Source organism: uncultured Megasphaera sp., from assembly GCF_958350005.1.
Lineage (GTDB): Bacteria > Bacillota > Negativicutes > Veillonellales > Megasphaeraceae > Megasphaera.
Genome location: NZ_CATWFF010000032.1, coordinates 1 through 15,504, shown reverse-complemented (window position 1 = coordinate 15,504; position 15,504 = coordinate 1). Strand labels below are relative to the sequence as shown.

Below are 15,504 nucleotides of genomic sequence, written 5' to 3'. Positions count from 1 at the left end.
ATATAATTTTTAAAATCTGTTAATGGTATAATACAGACAGTACAGTTTGACAGTGGCATGACAATTCGGGAAACAGCATATGATAACCAGAAGAGAATAGAACGGACATGATAGATGCGATTCGGCATTCCTGTGTTCTCGGCAATGAGCCGGTGCAGTATAGGAACGCAGGGACAGCAGTGTTCCTGAAGAAAGCGTTTGATTCCAGTAGAACGCATTGTCGTCAATGCAGAGCAGTTATGGTTCTTTTTGACGACGCAGCAGCTGACAAACTGCGATTGTAGGGTTCCAGCCATTCAAAGCGACGCTGTTTCATACCGACAAGGTCTGGAAAGGCAGAGCCTGGACAGTATGGTCAAGAAGTTTTAGTCAACAGTACTGCAAAATGCATGCCAATATGGCATAAGCAGTTAGATTGTTGATGAATAAGGGCCATGATATACTAATAAGGTAAATGAAAGGCTGTCGTTTTTGGACAGGACGGAACATGTCATTTGCAGAAAGGAATATGCAGTATGGCTATTACATTGATGAAAGAAGATCGCATCAAAAAAGTTGTCGGCAGTATTATGAATGATTACACCAACGCTACAGGGATTGCCTGCATTTATGTAGATATTAAGGGGAAAGAACGGTCCCAGAAGTATAATTTTACAAAATTTTGTCAGGTTATGCGGAGTATACCGGCTTTTCGCTCCAAGTGCAGTCAGTGCGATCTCGTCGGCGGACTGGAAACGATTAAGAAGCAGGGCTGCTGCCCCTATCGCTGCCATGCGGGACTGGTGGATTTTGCCGTCCCCATTGTGCACGAAAATCAGCTTCATGGCTTTATCGTATCAGGCCAGATGTCTTCTTCAGATATGCGGTTTTTGTATATCCAGGACCCTACGCCGTGGGAAGAAGACAGCTATGCCCTTCAGTATTTCAAGGGCGTGCCGCAGTATCGGTACGAGGAAATCATGAGTGCGTCCCGCGTACTGAATACGCTGACAACCTGCTATTTTCCCTTTAGTGATCGTATGCTGAATATGGCCCATGAAGCCGCGCCAATTGGTGAGGATAAACATCCGGAACTGGCCCGTATCCGCCGGCCGGAAATTCGCAAGACCGTTGAATATATCAAAGGGCATTTGAACTGCAACCTGTCGCTGCGGATCATTGCTGAGGAAGTGTTCCTGAGTGAGTCCTATTTATCCAAACTGTTTAAACAGGAAATGAATATGAATCTCATGCAGTACATCAATCAGTGCCGTGTACAGGAAGCAGAAAAGGTATTGCGGTCCTCCAAATCTTCTGTAGATGCCATTGGCAGACAGTTCGGTTATCATCGGACCAGCTATTTTTGCAAGATTTTCAAACAGTTTACAGGAGAGACGCCTCACGCATACCGTAAGAAATTTGATATTCGGTAAAGGCCTCTCTCGAAGGAGAGGATAGAGTGAATCAGTTTCAGCAGACCTATGTGACTTCGGAAGCCGTAACAGAAGGGCATCCCGATAAAATCTGCGACCAGATTTCTGACGCCGTTCTGGATGCCTATCTCGTTCAGGATCCGACGGCTCATGTAGCGGTAGAATCTTTTGTATCAGGCAATGTACTGACCATTGCCGGGGAAGTGACGTCATCGGGAACGGTGGATATTCCTGCTGTAGCCAGACAGGTCATTGCAGATATTGGCTATACCGACCCGGCGCTGGGCTTTACAGCTCATGATTGCCTGATTTTTACCAATATTCATCAGCAGTCTGCCGATATTCATCAGGGCGTTACGAAAGAAGCCGGTGATGCCTCTGTCGGCAGCGGTGATCAGGGAATCATGTACGGCTATGCAACCAATGAAACGTCCAATTACATGCCTATTACGGTAAATCTGGCTCAGGGTCTGGTACGCCGGCTCGATCAGGTACGGCATGAAACGGAGCTGGGAAAAATCTTCCGTCCTGACGGTAAGTCTCAGGTAACTATGTGCTTTGATTCACAAGGAAAACCGACGGGACTGCGCAGTGTCATCGTTTCGGCCCAGCATTGCGAGGAAATTGGGCAGGATGAACTGCGGCAGATTATTGGCAGTCTCATTATTGAACCGGTGTGCGGCCCGTGGCTTCGTCCCCAGACGGCGCTGCGCATCAATCAGACCGGCCGCTTTGTCATTGGCGGTCCCGTAGGCGATACGGGGCTGACGGGACGGAAACTGATGGTAGACACCTATGGTACCGTGGGCCGTCATGGCGGCGGTGCCTTTTCCGGCAAAGATGCGACGAAAGTGGACCGCAGTGCAGCCTATATGGCCCGGTATGCGGCGAAAAACATCGTTGCTGCCGGACTGTGCGACCGTTGTGAAGTATCGCTGGCCTATGCCATCAGCGGCATGTATCCGGAAGCCGTGCAGATACAGACCTTTGGCACGGAGCACGTGCCTGTGGAACGCCTGGAAGATGCCGTAAACCGGGCCTTTTCCTTCGCTGTTACCAGTTTTATTGATGCCCTGGACCTGCGGCGTCCTCAGTTCCGCAAGACTGCCGTATATGGGCATTTTGGCCGGGAGGCAGAAGGGTTTGCCTGGGAACGGCTGGATAAAACGGAAACACTTCGCCGGTTCGTCGGATTGATATAGTACGCAGCCCCTGCAGTATGGCGGTTTATTGCTGCCAGTTGTGAAAGAACGTATCTTTTTTCACAACTGGCAGCTTTTTTTGTTTCAAAAAAGTGACAGTTTCAAAAAAATGCTATAGATATATCAAAATAATCGCATTTATTATTTGGGGGAATAATTAAGTTGCATTGTTTGATGATATAATCATCTCGAAACATCGAATTGCAAATCGTGCAAACTGTCAAACTGGAAGCAATTTGATGACTACGTTTGTGAACTGATATAAGGAGGCTTTACGTATGGATGTATTAGCAAAAGGATTTACTCAGCCTACAGATCGAATTAAGGCGTTAAAAAATGCAATTTATGACGCTACGCCGACGGTCGAAGCAGATCGTGCAGAACTGATTACGGCTTCGTATAAGGAAACGGAAGGACTGCCCATTATTCTTCGCCGTGCCAAAGCAGTAGAAAAGATCCTGACGGAAACCCCGATTGCTATTCGTGATAATGAACTGATTGCAGGCTCCCTGACGGTAAGCGTACATGGCTGCCAGATTTATCCGGAATTTTCCTTTGACTGGGTAGAAAAAGAATTTGACACCATGGCTACCCGTATGGCTGACCCCTTTGATATTCCGAAAGATACGGCCAAACGTCTTCATGACGCGTTCCTGTACTGGCCGGGCAAAACGACGAGCGATCTGGCTACGTCGTACATGTCTCAGCCCTGCCTCGATGCACAGGCTAACGGCGTGTTCACTGTCGGCAACTACTACTTCAACGGTGTTGGCCACGTCTGCGTTGACTACGGCAAAGTACTGGCCAAAGGCTACAAAGGCATTATTGAAGAAGCCGAAGCAGCCAAAGCAAAATTAGACGGCACGTCTCCGGACGACATTAAAAAATGCCATTTCTATGACGCTATCGTCATTACCTATAAAGCGGCGATTACGTATGCACACCGCTATGCGGACCTGTGCGACAAACTGGCTGCTTCCGAAACGAATCCGGGCCGCAAACAGGAACTGATTCAGATGGCTGCCAACTGCCGCCGCGTTCCGGAATTCCCGGCAACGAACTGGTGGGAAGCTCTGCAGGCATTCTGGTTTGTACAGCTCATTCTTCAGATTGAATCGAGCGGTCACTCCATTTCTCCGGGACGTTTTGACCAGTATATGTATCCGTACCTGGAAGCAGATAAATCGATTAGCCAGGAATTTGCACAGGAACTGCTCGACAACATCTGGATTAAATTCAACGATCTGAACAAAACCCGTGATGCTGTTTCTGACCAGGCTTTTGCCGGCTATGCTATTTTCCAGAACATTCAGTGCGGCGGCCAGAACGAAGACGGCGTAGACGCTACGAACCCGCTGTCGTACATGATGATCGATGCAGCTGCTCACGTTGCCATGGCTGCTCCGTCCTTCTCCATCCGGTACTGGAACAAGACTCCTGATGAATTCCTCTATCGTGCGTGCGAACTCGTCCGCCTCGGCTATGGCTACCCGGCAATGTACAATGACGAAGTCATTATTCCGGCTATGATGAACCGCGGCATTCCTTTGAAAGATGCCCGTCAGTACTGCATCATCGGCTGCGTAGAACCGCAGGTTCCGCACAAAACCGAAGGCTGGCATGACGCTGCATTCTTCAATATTGCCAAAGTCCTGGATATTACCCTTCACAATGGCCGCAACGGCAAAGTACAGTTAGGGCCCAAGACCGGCGAAATGAAAGACTTCAAGAACCTTGGCGAACTGATGCTGGCTTATAAAAAACAGATGGAATACTTCGTCAAACTTCTGGCAGAAGCTGATAACTGCGTTGACTACGCACATATGGAACGGGCTCCCCTGCCGTACCTGTCCGCCCTCGTTGACGACTGCATCGGCCGCGGCAAATCCGTTCAGGAAGGCGGCGCTATTTACAACTTCACAGGCCCGCAGGCTTTCGGTGTTGCTGATAATGGCGACTCCTTCGCAGCTATTCAGAAACACGTCTTCGAAAAAGGCGAAGTTACGATGGAACAGCTCTATGAAGCTATGAATCACAACTTTGGCTATGCTGATCCGACGGGTAAGATCGACGAATGGTTCGGCACAGGCTGCGCAGCTGCTTCCACTCCTGTTTCCGGCATGGATGAACGCCAGATTTACGAAGCTGTCAAGAAGATTCTCTCTGCTAATGGCAGCATTGATATCAATCAGCTCCAGAAAGATCTGCAGGCTGGCGTAACGACGACGGCTGCAGCTCCGGCTAACAGCGCTGATGCTGCACAGTATCAGAATATCAAACGGATTATGGAAAACACGACCTGGTTCGGCAACGACGATGACTTCGTTGACCAGATTACCCGTGAAGCCGGCCAGATTTATGCCCGCGAAGTACAGAAATACAAGAATCCCCGCGGCGGTCAGTTCCAGGCAGGCTGCTACCCTGTATCGGCAAACGTACTCTTTGGTAAAGACGTTGCTCCTCTTCCGGACGGCCGTCTTGCATGGACACCGCTTGCCGACGGCGTATCGCCCCGTGCAGGTTGTGATACCAATGGCCCGACAGCAGCTGCTATGTCCGTTGCCAAACTGGAACATGAAACGTTCTCCAACGGCACGCTGTACAACCAGAAATTCAGCCCGTCTGCATTGGCTGGTGACGAAGGCCTCAAACGCTTTGCTGCACTGTGCCGCGCATACTTCGAAAACAAAGGCATGCACGTACAGTTCAACGTTATCGACAAGGCAACCCTTCGCGATGCCCAGGCTCATCCGGAACAGCATAAAGACCTGGTTGTCCGCGTAGCCGGCTACAGTGCTCAGTTTATTTCCCTGGCCAAAGAAGTACAGGATGATATTATCGGCAGAACGGAACACAATTTCTAATTCATCTGCAGAAGAGAGTATCCAGGAGGGGAATCACCGTGAGTGTTGTAACTGTAAATTATGAACAGGAAGGCCAGATCTTTGATATTCAGCGCTTTTCGCTTAATGACGGGCCTGGAATCAGAACCATCGTCTTCCTGAAAGGATGCCCCCTGTCCTGCTGGTGGTGCAGCAATCCTGAATCGCAGCGCCGCCGACCTGTAGTTTTGTATAATCAGGCTGCATGTGTGCATTGCAGACGCTGTGAAAGCGTCTGCAGGCAGCATGCTGTTACATTTACAGAAGATGGCGTCCGGCACTTTGCCTATGACCGGTGTACCGGCAACGGCGACTGTGCCACTGCGTGTCCCACAGGGGCACTGATTATGAAGGGACAGCATATTACCGTCCGTGCTCTGATTGACGTGCTGAAAAAGGATCGCTCCACATTTCGTCATTCCGGCGGCGGCGTTACACTGTCCGGCGGCGATCCGCTGATGCAGTCTGATTTTTCCAGAGAGCTGCTGAAAGCCTGCAAGGCACAGGGGTGGAATACGGCTATTGAAACGGAAGGTTGTGCAGAACCCTGTGATGTACGGGATGTTATTCCCTTTGTGGATCATATCCTCATGGATATTAAACACATGGATGCGGAAAAACATCGCCTGTTTACAGGTGTGTCCAATGAATTAATTTTGAATAACGCGAAACAGATTGCGGCATTTTCACCGCTGACCATTCGCGTTCCTGTCATTCCCAAATTTAACTATTCCGAACAGGAAATCGGTGATATTGCCCGGTTTGCGGCATCACTGGGAAATGTTAAGTGCGTTCATCTGCTGCCATATCATAATCTTGGCGAAAACAAGTACAAGATGATGGGCTGTGAATATAAGATGAATCGTCTGAGCGTCCAGTCTCTGGGCAATGACGACTTGGAAAAATTTCGTCCTATTGTGGAACAGGCCGGCGTGCGCTGCCGCATAGGCGATGAAGACATGTAATCATCCTTAAGGAGGGTCATTATGGATCAGGAATTATTAGAAAAGGTTATGAACCAGGTAAAGGCAGAACTGGGTGCAACTGCTGCAGCTCCCGCAGCTCCTGCTGCTGAACCGGTGACGAAAGGCGATGCTTCCGGCATCAATCATTCCGTCGGCAGAACGGAATTTGTCGGCACGTCCCTGGGCGATACGATTGGTCTGGTTATTGCCAGCGTCGATCCGATGCTGAAAGAATCCATGAATCTGGGCAAGTTCCGCTCCATCGGCATTATTGGCGGCCGTATTGGTGCAGGCCCGCAGATCATGGCTGTTGACGACGCCGTTAAAGCTACGAATACGGAAATCATTTCCGTTGAACTGCCTCGCGATACGAAAGGCGGCGCTGGCCACGGTTCGTTAATCCTCATCGGTGCTGAAGATGTATCCGATGCTCGCCGGGCTGTAGAAATTGCACTGCAGGTACTGCCGAAATACTTTGGCGATGTTTATGGAAATGATGCAGGCCATATCGAATTCCAGTACTCTGCCCGTGCCAGCTACTGCCTGGAAAAAGCACTGGGTGCCAAATTCGGCAAAGCCTTCGGCATGACCTGTGCCGGCCCGGCTGCCATCGGCGTCGTTCTGGCTGATACGGCTGTAAAAGCGGCTAATGTTGAAGTCGTTGCGTACTCTTCGCCGAAAAACGGCACAAGCTTCTCCAACGAAGTTATTCTCTGCTTCAGCGGCGACTCCGGTGCTGTTCGTCAGGCCGTAAAAGCAGCTATTGCTGTAGGCAAGAAACTGTTAGGTGCTCTCGGCGACGAACCGAAATCGACGACGACGCCGTACATCTAAGTCTGACGGTTTTGTACAGCATATTATTTCAATACTTAAATAAAACGTAGCCGGCTATACAGCGTACATGGTATGGCCGCAGTAAATGGAGGAAATTCTCATGACAAACGAAGCATTAGGCATGGTAGAAACGAAAGGTTTGGTTGGTTCCATCGAAGCTGCCGACGCAATGGTAAAAGCAGCTAACGTAACGCTTATTGGCTATGAAAAAATCGGTTCCGGCCTGGTAACGGTTATGGTTCGCGGCGACGTAGGCGCTGTCAAAGCAGCTGTTGACGCAGGTGCTGCATCGGCTAAAATCGTTGGCGAAGTCGTATCGGTACACGTTATTCCCCGTCCTCATACGGATGTTGAAAAGATTCTCCCTCATCTGGACTAATCAGCTGACGAGGTGATAGCGTGGATATCCATGGAGACGAATTTAAAGAACTGGTACTGCGGGCTATCCGTAAGGTTCTGGAAGAGGAAAAGCAGGCAAAGACACAGGCCAAACGCCGTGTATATGTCATCCTTTCCGATTCCTTTCAAGATCCATGCGAATCCTTTTTGCACAGCCTGTCTGGCAAGGATGATGTATACGTTGTCGTCCCCGATGAATGGACACAGGGCACACGGACAAAGATTACCGGTCTTTGTCCGTGCTGCCAGATTATAAACCGGACGAAGTCGGTGAATCTTCCCTTACAGGATTCGCTGACTGTCTATCCCGTTGTTTCCCGTTCCTTTGCGGCCAAAGCGGCACTTTGCATCAGCGATACCTTTGAGACGCTGTGGCTGGAACGGTGCCTGTCCGAAGGCGCGGCAGTGCATTTTATGTTGTCAGGATTACAGAAGTTTTCCGGCCGGGAGCCGCAGGCATACGTACAGAAGGTGCTGTCCTACTACAGCACGCTGCTGCAGTATGGTATTTCTATCGGTGCCTTTCCGGAAGAGACGATGGGTCCGGCAGCAGCATGTGCAGAAACGCCGGCCGCTCCTGTACCAGCAAGTAAGACCGTTCGGATCAACAGCCGCGTCATTACGACAGCTGATATTTATCCCTATGGTCCGGGAACAGTGATTTCCCTTTGTCCGGGCACTATTATTACATCCTGTGCCAGAGAAGGGGCCAGGCAGAAACAGATTCGATTTATCGAATCGTAAGGGAAGACCAGAGACAGGAGAACGTACATGGAAAAAGCATTAGGACTTGTAGAAGTTGCCGGGCTGAGTTCTGCCATTGAAACGGCCGATGTGATGGCGAAAGCTGCAAACGTCGAGTTAGTGGAACTGGAAGCGGCCCGCGGCAGCGGTATGATGACGATTAAAGTCAATGGCGATGTCGGTGCTGTCCGGGCAGCGGTAGAAGCTGGAAAAGCGGCTGCCATGTCTTTTGGTGCGCTCGTGTCGGTAGATATTATTGCCCGGCCTAATGAAGACACAGGACGGGTATTTGTCCGGTATCCGGGAAAAAAGGAACGGCCGAACTTTTACGGCAGCGAGCCGGAAAAAGGCACGATTCTTTCTGAACAGGAAGTGTTGCCGTCAGAATCCTTACAGGAAGAAGACACGCAACACCCTGTAAACGCTGCAGAAGTGTCTGAACCAATACCAGGGAATACTGCATCTGCCCAGAACGAAGCGGCAGCTGAACCGGCAGTACCGGAAACACCAGTTGCTGAAGAACCTGTGTTGCAGGAAAAAAAAGCGGCTGAACCAGAAACACCGCCTGCAGCTGGAGCTGCAGAACCGGCACCGATTGCAGAAAAAAAGAAGCCGCGGCGCCGGACCGTAAGGCGTACAGGGCGTGCAAAAGGAAGCCCAAAGGCAAAGCAGGACGTATCGCCAATGACGGAAGATACGCCAAACCCATGAGTTTAAAATAGAAGGAAGATATCATGAAAATAGCAAAAGTGACAGGCTCTGTCGTATCGACTAAAAAAGAAGAAGGCTTAGTTGGTTCTAAACTGATGATAGTCCAATTTGAATCCAGTACAGGTGAATCGTATGGACGTGAAGAAGTAGCTGTCGATTATGTTGGCGCCGGCATTGGGGAACTGGTGCTGGTAGCCAGCGGTTCCGCTGTCCGTACACGGGAAGCCAATCACGGCAAGCCTGTCGATTTGGCTATTGTTGGTATTATTGACTATGTAAATTAACAGTTGGAATGAGCTGTTTTAGCATATAAGGAGGAGCAAATGGCAAACGAAGCGTTAGGAATGGTAGAAACCAGAGGACTTGTAGGATCCATTGAAGCGGCAGATGCCATGGTAAAGGCTGCCAATGTTTCGCTCATTGGCTATGAAAAAATCGGTTCTGGCCTGGTTACCGTTATGGTACGCGGCGATGTAGGCGCTGTCAAAGCAGCTGTCGATGCAGGTGCTGCTTCGGCGAAGATCGTCGGCGAAGTCGTATCGGTACACGTTATTCCCCGTCCTCATACAGATGTGGAAAAAATTCTTCCCCATTTGAATGAAACACCGGCTCCGAAGGCTGAATAAACGCCGCTTCTGCCATATATATAAGGAGGGGGAGCCTGGTTATGAGTCAAGCTGATTTAGCCAGTATGCTGACGAAAACCATACTGGATAATGTAAAGTATTATGAAGAATTTAAAATAGAAATTGGTGTATCCAATCATCATGTCCATGTCAGCCGTGCTGATCTGGATGTACTGTATGGAAAAGATTACGCACTGACGAAAAAAAGCGATTTGGGACAGCCGGGACAGTTTGCTGCCAATGAAACGGTAACCATTAAAGGCCCTAAAGGCGAATTCAAAAACGTTCGCATTCTGGGCCCCATCCGTTCCGAAAGTCAGGTGGAAATCAGCAAGACTGATGCCCGCAGATTAGGCGTAAAGGCGCCGATTACCCTGTCCGGACACCTGGAAGGAACGCCGGGAATTACCCTGATCGGCCCCCGCGGAACAGTCGAACTGCCGCGAGGCGTCATTATTGCCAAGAGGCATATTCATATGACGCCGCCGCAGGCTGCCGAACGGGGATTAAAAGACGGACAGATCGTCAATGTAGAAACCTTTGGCGAACGCCGAGGTGTTTTGGGGGATGTTGTAATCCGCGTATCCGATACATCGGCGTTGGAAATGCACGTAGACGTAGATGAAGCCAATGCCTGCTCACTGAGCAATAAGGATTACGTAATGATCAGTCCCGTTCAATAAGGGGAGAGCTACTATGCTGATGGACAATACGGTATTAGCCGACTTTGCTGCACTGGTTGCAAGCGGTGAAACCAGACCGTTTGAAGGCCCGCTGAAAGTCGGCGTCGATTTGGGAACGGCCAATATCGTACTGGCTGTTACGGACAGTGAAAACAGACCGGTTGCCGGCATGACGACGGCTTCCAAGGTCGTACGGGACGGCATTGTCGTCGATTATGTCGGCGCTGTCCGGGCAGTACGGCAGATGAAAGCTGCACTGGAAGAAAAACTGGGCGTTGAGCTGACCCAGGCGGCAACTGCTATTCCGCCGGGAATTCTGGAAGGCAACGTCCGGTGCATTGCCAACTGCGTCGAAGGCGCAGATCTGGAAGTTACCCGTGTTATTGATGAACCTACAGCAGCTTCGACAATTTTGAATATTTCCGACGGTGCTGTCGTCGATGTCGGCGGCGGTACGACCGGAATCAGCATACTGAAAGATGGAAATGTCACCTTTACGGCCGATGAAGCGACAGGAGGCACGCACATGTCTCTCGTCCTGGCCGGCTACTACGGCATATCCTTCGATGAAGCGGAAACGTTGAAAAAAGATACGACAAAAGAGTCTGATGTTTTTCCCGTCGTCAAACCGGTTGTAGAAAAAATGGCATCTATTGTACAGCGGTTTGTTGCAGGAAAAGATGTTCAGAATATTTACGTCGTCGGCGGGGCCTGCTGCTTTACTGAATTTGAAGATGTCTTTGAAAAAATACTGCATATTCCTACGTGGAAACCGAATGACTGTCTGTTCGTAACTCCTCTGGGCATTGCAGTGAACCAATAATTGGGAGGTAATGAAATGAGTACTACTATTGATCCGGCAGTGTTGCAGCAGTTAGTTGCACAGGCTGTACAGCAATTGAAAAATCAGGGAGCTGCCGCACCGTGTGCCGCAGTCGCTCCGGCTGTTCCTGATGAATATGGCGTATTTTCGACGATGAAAGACGCTATCGATGCTTCGGCAAAAGCACAGCATACGCTGCTGTTCCAGAATCCGACGCAGCGGAAACAGTGGGTAGATGTCATTCGCCAAACATGCCTGAAGAAAGAAAACATGGAAATGATGTCCCGCCTGGCTGTAGAAGAAACGGAAATCGGCCGGTATGAAGATAAAATCATCAAGAATACGGCTGCTGCCCAGGGTACGCCAGGCATTGAAGATCTGGTTACAGACGCACGTACTGGCGAACACGGCCTGGTACTGTTCGAATACTGCCCGTTCGGCGTTATCGGTGCCATTACGCCGACGACGAATCCGACGGAAACGATTATCAACAACTCGATCTGCATGATTTCCGGCGGCAATACTGTCGTATTCAGCCCCCATCCGCGTGCTAAAAAGACGTCTGTATTCCTCGTACAGCTTCTGAACAAAGCTCTCTATGAAGCAGGCGCTCCGCTGAACATGATCACCATGGTCCGCGAACCGTCCATTGAAGCGACGAATGAAATGATCGACAGCCCGAAAGTCCGCATGGTTGTTGCCACTGGCGGCCCTGGCATCGTTAAAAAAGTTCTGTCTTCCGGTAAAAAAGCTATCGGTGCAGGCCCTGGCAACCCGCCGGTTGTTGTTGACGAAACGGCGAACATTGAACAGGCTGCCAAAGATATCGTTGCCGGCAGTTCCTTCGACAACAACGTACCCTGCATTGCTGAAAAAGAAGTATTCGCTGTTGATTCCATTTTCGACTACCTGCTCATCAATATGAAAGGTGCAGGCGCATACGAAATTAAAGATAAAGAAACGATTGAAAAACTGTGGAAACTCGTTGCCAATGAAAAAGGGGACGGCCCGAAAGTTGGCTTCGTAGGCAAATCGGCACAGTACATTCTTCATCAGATCGGCATTGAAGTGGATGACAGCAAACGTCTGATCATTATGGAAACAGACAAAGATCATCCGTTTGTTCAGACGGAAATGCTCATGCCGATTCTGCCGGTTGTTCGCTGCGACAATGTCGACCAGGCTATTGAATGGGCTTATGAAGCAGAACACGGCAACCGCCACAGCGCCATGATGCACTCCACAAACGTTGCCAAACTGAGCAAAATGGCCAAACTCATGGAAACTACCATTTTCGTTAAAAACGGCCCGTCCTTTGCCGGCCTCGGCATCGGCGGCCAGGGATATCCGACCTTTACCATTGCTGGTCCTACCGGTGAAGGCCTTACGAGCCCGAAATCGTTCTGCCGTCGTCGTGAATGCGTCATGAAGGACATGTTTAATATTCGCTAAGCAAGGAGGACATGGTCATGGATGTATGCCAAATTCTTACGAAAGTCATTTCGGGAGAAAATGCGCTGTCTTCATTGCAGGAATACCAGCATGAACGGGTAATGATTATTTGCGATACCTTTTTGAAAGAAACAGGTACGATTGATTTAGTTACCCGGAATTTGCAGGATGCGAATACCGTCCTTGTTTATGACGATATCAAACCGGACCCGTCGCTGGAAATTATCGGCGCCGGCGTCAGAGCTGCCGTAGAATTCAAGCCGACCGTCCTGGTCGGCTTTGGCGGCGGCGCGGCACTTGATTCGGCCAAAGGCATTGTATACTTTGCCGTTCACGGAAAGGCGCTGGCACAGAAGCCCGTATTCATTGCCATTCCGACGACAAGCGGTACCGGCTCGGAAATGACGGCCTTTACCGTATTAACAGACACGGAAGCACAGAAGAAAATTGCCCTCATTGACGACATCATGTATGCCAATGTAGCTATTCTGGACCCGGCTCTGACGGCAACCGTTCCGCCTTCCATTACGGCCAATACGGGATTCGACGTTATTACTCATGCTGTGGAAGCCTTTGTTGCCAAATCGGCAACAGACTTCACTGATGCCATTGCCGTGAAAGCACTGCAGCTGTCTTTCCAGTCGCTGCCCAAGTGCTATCATTACGGCGCTAATATGAAAGCCCGCAGTGATATGTCATCGGCATCGAATATGGCCGGCATTGCCTTTAACCTCGGCGGCCTCGGCATGGTGCACAGCATGGCTCATCAGTTGGGCGGCATGTTCCATATTCCTCATGGACTGGCCTGCGCACTTTGCCTCAATGCCGGCATTGCCTATAATAGCCAGAATCTGGAAGTAGCTGCCAAGTATGCGGAAATTTCCTATCAGATTGGCTTTGCACCTCGCTCGGCTTCTGTTCAGGACGCCATTACTGCGCTGCGTGCCGTTCTGAGGGCCCTTATGTCCGATATGGGCATGCCTTCCCGTGTAGGCGAGCTGAAACAGCCCGTTTCCCGCGAAGACTATGAAGCTGCTGTTCATACCATGGCAGTGAACGCGATGGCCGATGGCTGCCTGCCGCAGAATCCAAGAGAAACATCGGTTGCCGTGTTTGAAACACTCTTCAGAAGTATCTACTAATAGAATCATCACATTTCCATTTACGAAAGAACCGGCTGTTCGCAGCTGGTTCTTTTTGGTATATGCAGTACACCGTAATGAAGGGATAAAATCACATACTACTGGAAATTACATGCATAAACAGCATATATACTATTCTTGACTTTTATAACTGCAGAGCGTATACTAAAAGTAAAGAGAAAGTTAAACGTTGTACTTAAGCACGTATAATGAGAAAACGGGAAATGTTCGCATAATACGAAGGAGTGTCCAGTATGGTAAAACAAATTACGAGAACCTTAGACGGCAACGAAGCAGCTGCCCAGGTAGCCTATGCCTTTACAGAAGTTGCTACGATTTACCCCATTACGCCATCGTCGCCAATGGCAGAACATGTCGATGTATGGGCGGCAAAAGGACGGAAAAATCTGTTCGGCCAGCCGGTTAAACTGGTGGAAATGCAGTCCGAAGCCGGAGCCATTGGTGCCGTACACGGAGCGGCCGAAACGGGCAGTCTCTGTTCGACCTTTACGGCCTCCCAGGGCCTGATGCTCATGATTCCCGTCATGCATCGCCTGTCGGGCGAGTTAAAGCCTGTTGTTCTCCATGTAGCGGCCCGTACAGTCGGCACGCATACGATGTCTATTTTTGGCGATCACTCTGACGTCATGGGCTGCCGCAATACGGGCTTTGCCATGCTGTGCAGTGCCAGCGTGCAGGAATGTGCCGATCTGGCTGCCGTCGCTCATTTGTCAACGATTAAGGGGCATGTACCGTTTATGCATTTCTTTGACGGCTTCCGCACGTCCCATGAAATTCAGAAAATCCATATGCTGCCGGAAGAGGAATTAGGCAAGCTCATCGACCGTGACGCCCTGTATGATTTTAAACATCATGGCCTGAATCCGGAGCATCCGGTCATGCGCAGTACCGTTACCAATCCGGATATGTTCTTCCAGTCCCGGGAAGCCAATAATCAGTGGTACGACCGGCTGCCGTACATTGTGCAGGACTATATGGATAAAATCAGCGATCTTACAGGGCGGACGTATAAGCTGTTCAACTATTACGGAGCGCCCGATGCAGAACATGTCATCATTGCTATGGGCTCCGTTACCGGCGCCATTCAGGAAACAGTAGATGCTCTGAACGCCCAGGGCAGGAAGACAGGCTATGTGCAGGTTCATCTGTACCGGCCGTTCTCGCTGGATCATTTTGTCCAGGCCCTGCCCGATACGGTCCGGGCTATTACGGTCATGGACCGTACGAAAGAACCGGGCGCACTGGGGGAACCGCTGTTTACCGATGTCTGTGCGGCCATTGAGCATACGGGCAAACATATTCCCATCATGGCCTGCCGGTATGGTCTGTCGTCTAAAGACGTGCCGCCTGCTTCCATTCATGCCGTGTTCCGCAATATGGAATCGCTTCAGCCGAAAAAACATTTTACTCTGGGGATTATTGATGATGTAACCCATCTGTCTCTGCCCGATGTGCCTGTTCAGGTCGATGCGCAGGGGACGGTAAACTGTAAATTCTGGGGCTTCGGCTCTGATGGTACCGTTGGGGCTAATAAAAATTCCATCAAGATTATTGGCGACAATACGGATATGTACGTTCAGGCCTATTTTGAATACGATACGAAAAAAT

Annotated in this window: 14 protein-coding genes and 2 pseudogenes; all 16 read left to right on the top strand. The window is 50.0% G+C overall.

What is annotated here, in order from left to right:
- Positions 1-198: 198 nt before the first annotated feature.
- Entirely contained in the window at positions 199-369 is a 171-nt protein-coding gene (locus Q3886_RS03305; RefSeq protein WP_301859742.1) for a hypothetical protein, read from the top strand.
- A 146-nt stretch (positions 370-515) separates the two neighbouring features.
- On the top strand, positions 516-1,412 hold the full coding sequence (locus tag Q3886_RS03300; protein ID WP_301859741.1) for a PocR ligand-binding domain-containing protein: 897 nt from the start codon (positions 516-518) through the stop codon (positions 1,410-1,412).
- A gap of 26 nt (positions 1,413-1,438) precedes the next feature.
- A complete protein-coding gene (gene metK, locus Q3886_RS03295) occupies positions 1,439-2,614 on the top strand; it encodes a methionine adenosyltransferase (RefSeq protein WP_301859740.1) in 1,176 nt (391 codons plus the stop codon).
- 278 nt (positions 2,615-2,892) lie between these two features.
- Positions 2,893-5,478: a glycyl radical protein gene (locus tag Q3886_RS03290; protein WP_301859739.1), complete on the top strand. Its 2,586-nt coding sequence runs from the start codon at positions 2,893-2,895 to the stop codon at positions 5,476-5,478.
- A 38-nt stretch (positions 5,479-5,516) separates the two neighbouring features.
- Positions 5,517-6,461: a glycyl-radical enzyme activating protein gene (locus Q3886_RS03285; RefSeq protein ID WP_301859738.1), complete on the top strand. Its 945-nt coding sequence runs from the start codon at positions 5,517-5,519 to the stop codon at positions 6,459-6,461.
- A 21-nt stretch (positions 6,462-6,482) separates the two neighbouring features.
- A complete protein-coding gene (gene pduB, locus Q3886_RS03280; RefSeq protein ID WP_301859737.1) occupies positions 6,483-7,295 on the top strand; it encodes a propanediol utilization microcompartment protein PduB in 813 nt (270 codons plus the stop codon).
- 100 nt (positions 7,296-7,395) lie between these two features.
- The gene (gene pduA / locus Q3886_RS03275; RefSeq protein WP_048513691.1) at positions 7,396-7,674 is read left to right on the top strand and encodes a propanediol utilization microcompartment protein PduA; all 279 of its coding nucleotides are present in this window, start codon (positions 7,396-7,398) and stop codon (positions 7,672-7,674) included.
- 20 nt (positions 7,675-7,694) lie between these two features.
- Entirely contained in the window at positions 7,695-8,438 is a 744-nt protein-coding gene (locus Q3886_RS03270) for a hypothetical protein (protein ID WP_301859736.1), read from the top strand.
- Between the two features lie 27 nt (positions 8,439-8,465).
- A pseudogene (locus Q3886_RS03265) lies at positions 8,466-8,726 on the top strand (BMC domain-containing protein); the annotation flags it as partial.
- 446 nt (positions 8,727-9,172) lie between these two features.
- Positions 9,173-9,433, top strand: coding sequence for a EutN/CcmL family microcompartment protein (locus Q3886_RS03260; RefSeq protein ID WP_301859735.1), 261 nt, complete (start codon positions 9,173-9,175; stop codon positions 9,431-9,433).
- A 39-nt stretch (positions 9,434-9,472) separates the two neighbouring features.
- Positions 9,473-9,775, top strand: a complete 303-nt coding sequence (gene pduA / locus Q3886_RS03255) for a propanediol utilization microcompartment protein PduA (RefSeq protein ID WP_301859734.1) — start codon at positions 9,473-9,475, stop codon at positions 9,773-9,775.
- Between the two features lie 41 nt (positions 9,776-9,816).
- Positions 9,817-10,458, top strand: a complete 642-nt coding sequence (locus Q3886_RS03250) for a phosphate propanoyltransferase (protein WP_301859733.1) — start codon at positions 9,817-9,819, stop codon at positions 10,456-10,458.
- Positions 10,459-10,471: 13 nt separating this feature from the next.
- Positions 10,472-11,281, top strand: a complete 810-nt coding sequence (gene eutJ, locus Q3886_RS03245) for an ethanolamine utilization protein EutJ (RefSeq protein WP_301859732.1) — start codon at positions 10,472-10,474, stop codon at positions 11,279-11,281.
- 15 nt (positions 11,282-11,296) lie between these two features.
- Entirely contained in the window at positions 11,297-12,733 is a 1,437-nt protein-coding gene (locus Q3886_RS03240) for an aldehyde dehydrogenase family protein (protein ID WP_301859731.1), read from the top strand.
- A gap of 17 nt (positions 12,734-12,750) precedes the next feature.
- Positions 12,751-13,875 carry a 1-propanol dehydrogenase PduQ gene (locus tag Q3886_RS03235; protein WP_301859730.1) on the top strand — a complete coding sequence of 375 codons (1,125 nt, stop codon included), beginning with the start codon at positions 12,751-12,753 and terminating at the stop codon, positions 13,873-13,875.
- A gap of 254 nt (positions 13,876-14,129) precedes the next feature.
- Positions 14,130-15,504, top strand: a pseudogene (locus tag Q3886_RS03230) (pyruvate:ferredoxin (flavodoxin) oxidoreductase); the annotation flags it as partial.

What these genes read in the sequence shown, in the direction of transcription:
- Q3886_RS03260 (WP_301859735.1), top strand. Translation starts at nt 9,173, where the DNA reads ATGAAAATAGCAAAAGTGACAGGCTCTGTCGTATCGACTAAAAAAGAA.
- eutJ (WP_301859732.1), top strand. Translation starts at nt 10,472, where the DNA reads ATGCTGATGGACAATACGGTATTAGCCGACTTTGCTGCACTGGTTGCA.
- Q3886_RS03235 (WP_301859730.1), top strand. Translation starts at nt 12,751, where the DNA reads ATGGATGTATGCCAAATTCTTACGAAAGTCATTTCGGGAGAAAATGCG.
- Q3886_RS03240 (WP_301859731.1), top strand. Translation starts at nt 11,297, where the DNA reads ATGAGTACTACTATTGATCCGGCAGTGTTGCAGCAGTTAGTTGCACAG.
- Q3886_RS03290 (WP_301859739.1), top strand. Translation starts at nt 2,893, where the DNA reads ATGGATGTATTAGCAAAAGGATTTACTCAGCCTACAGATCGAATTAAG.
- Q3886_RS03250 (WP_301859733.1), top strand. Translation starts at nt 9,817, where the DNA reads ATGAGTCAAGCTGATTTAGCCAGTATGCTGACGAAAACCATACTGGAT.
- pduA (WP_048513691.1), top strand. Translation starts at nt 7,396, where the DNA reads ATGACAAACGAAGCATTAGGCATGGTAGAAACGAAAGGTTTGGTTGGT.
- Q3886_RS03300 (WP_301859741.1), top strand. Translation starts at nt 516, where the DNA reads ATGGCTATTACATTGATGAAAGAAGATCGCATCAAAAAAGTTGTCGGC.
- pduB (WP_301859737.1), top strand. Translation starts at nt 6,483, where the DNA reads ATGGATCAGGAATTATTAGAAAAGGTTATGAACCAGGTAAAGGCAGAA.
- pduA (WP_301859734.1), top strand. Translation starts at nt 9,473, where the DNA reads ATGGCAAACGAAGCGTTAGGAATGGTAGAAACCAGAGGACTTGTAGGA.